This is a genomic window from Bacillus sp. 05T22 (assembly GCF_056396765.1).
The window spans coordinates 1-2,680 of record NZ_JBFTMC010000215.1; the positions used below are offsets into that span (position 1 = coordinate 1).

Sequence of the window (2,680 nt, forward strand, 5' to 3'; positions counted from 1 at the left end):
TGTGTGACACGTTCCTAACTAAAAAGGTTAGGCGCTGATTAAATATTCAGCAGAACTATTATTTCGAGAAGTCAAATGATAGGGTAACGCCTTGAAGGGCTTCCTCTGATACTCCGACATGCAGCATACAGAAGATAAGCCTGTAGTTGTGTGAAGCTCGGTGAAGTCGGCCGAGAGCTACCGTAAAGTATCTAGATACTACGAAAGCTGTCCAGCGGTGGATGGTGTAGCCTATAGGCCGGGAGTCTAAAAAGCACTCATGGGTAGAATGGATTCAACAAAACCAACGGGTAGGCAGAATCTGACGAATCTCCGAATGTACGGGTCTAGAACGTTGACACATAGAAATGTGTGTGCCACGAGCGTGGTGCTGATGTGGATGAGTAAAAATAGTTGTTATGAAAGTCCATATGTCGTTATAGGCGACATCAAGTCAGCAGGCTTAAAGGAGAACCCTAAAAGTGCTATGCATAGATAGAAATAATGGAACGTGGAAAGCCACCAACATGGAGAACTTATCTTCGAGGAAGTGTTTGAAGGGAAGGCATTTGTGAGATTAGCAAACGTATAACCTTCATTTATGGTGGTGAGAGTGATGGCATAGTACCAGTGAAGCAATGGAAACATTGCAGAGGGATAGCCATTAATCTGATGAAAGATTGACCAACCGTTTCAAAAAGCTACGCAGTCGAATTATAAGGTTCTTGTGAGACTAAAAAAGGTAAACTCTGAAAGGAGAACCGACTTATAAAGAAAACTGAAAAGCTTAGACACGCTGAATATTATGATATGCAGTCTACACTAGATGACTTGTATCAGCAAAGTCAAAACGGTAACAACTTTTATAAATTAATAGAGCTTATGAAGATGGATGAAAACATACGTTTAGCATATCGAAATATAAAAAGAAATATGGGAAGTCTGACAGCTGGAACAGATGGAATGACAATTAATGATATTAAAATGCTTTCAACGGATGAAGTGATAGAAAAAGTAAAAACGATGTTTGGTTGGTATGAACCACAATCTGTAAGACGAGTATTTATACCAAAACCAAATGGAGACCGTAGACCTTTAGGGATACCAACCATATGGGACAGATTATTTCAGCAATGTGTATTGCAAATATTGGAACCAATATGTGAAGCGAAATTTCATAACCATAGTTACGGTTTTCGTCCTAACCGAAGTACACATCATGCACTAGCGAGAATGAAATCTTTAGTAAATAGAAAAGGAAACGGATTTCACTACTGTGTGGATATAGACATTAAAGGTTTCTTTGACAATGTGCATCATGGAAAACTTCTAAAGCAATTGTGGACGATAGGTATACGAGATAAGAAATTACTTTCTATCATTTCAAGACTACTGAAAGCAGAAATTGTAAATGAGGGTGTTCCTCAAAAAGGTACTCCGCAAGGAGGAATACTAAGTCCGCTGCTATCTAATATCGTACTCAACGAATTAGATTGGTGGGTAAGTAACCAATGGGAAACGATAAAGACCTCACATCCATATAAGGGAAATAGTGAAAAATATCGAGCGCTAAAGAAAAGCAAATTAAAGGAATGTTTCTTAATTCGATATGCAGACGATGCAAAAATATTATGTCGTGATTATGTAACGGCTTTAAAAATGTTTGAAGCAACAAAAGACTTTCTTAGAACACGCCTACACCTGGATATTAGCCTTGAAAAATCAAAGATTATAAATTTGAGGAAAAAAGCGAGTCACTTTTTAGGGTTTACAGTTAAGGCAAATAGGAAAGGAAACAAACATGTGGCTCATAGCAGAATGTGTGTAAAAGCCAGAAAACATGCGTATAGCAAGCTGAAACAGGCTGTTAAAGATATAAGCAAAGAGCAGACACCAGAATCAGTATGGCGATTTAACACGACTGTAATGGGGATACAAAATTATTATTCGGCCGCGACACATATTAATCACGATTTAGATCACATGAGTTGCCATCTCATAAGAACACTCTATAATCGACTGAGGCGAGATTGGAAAAAAGCCACTAAGAGTGACATGTCGACTGTCTTAAGGAAAAGATATAAACGATACAATCCTAAATTGTATAAAATCAAAGACATTGTATTACTACCTATCCATGCGCAGAAGCATAAACCGGCTAGAAATTTTACTCAGTCTATCTCAAATTATACAAAAGAAGGTAGAGAGAAAATACATGATACGTTAAAAGCCGTAGATAGGGAGACACTCCGACATGTACAGCGTTTTTATATGAAGCATCGAACAGTAGAATACAACGATAACAGAATTGCAAAGTTTATTGCACAGTATGGAAAATGTGCAATTACGAAACAAGAAGTCGGATTAGTAGGTTGGCACTGTCACCATAAAATTCCGTTGGAATTTGGGGGACAGGACAACTATGAGAATTTGGTAATTGTACTTGAAGACATACACTTAGCAATTCATAGCGATGATTCAGATAAGGCAAAATCAATCTTAAATAAGTACAACATTATTGAAGAGAAGAAATTGATGTTTGACAAGCTGAGAATATCAGCGCGTCGACATCCTATCTTTCCTTCAATACAAAAGTTGGTCAATTGAATTAGATGGAACGCCGTATGAGGTGAAAGTCTCACGTATGGTGTGAAGTGGGGGAAAAGGTGGAGATAACGTCAAAACCTTACCTATCACTATT

At 37.8% G+C, this 2,680-nt stretch carries 1 protein-coding gene; it reads left to right on the forward strand.

Annotated elements, in window-relative coordinates:
- The first annotated feature begins 789 nt into the window (after positions 1-789).
- The gene (gene ltrA / locus AC1DIT_RS27830; RefSeq protein WP_016133032.1) at positions 790-2,586 is read left to right on the forward strand and encodes a group II intron reverse transcriptase/maturase; all 1,797 of its coding nucleotides are present in this window, start codon (positions 790-792) and stop codon (positions 2,584-2,586) included.
- Positions 2,587-2,680: the final 94 nt, after the last annotated feature.

What these genes read in the sequence shown, in the direction of transcription:
- ltrA (WP_016133032.1), top strand. Translation starts at nt 790, where the DNA reads ATGCAGTCTACACTAGATGACTTGTATCAGCAAAGTCAAAACGGTAAC.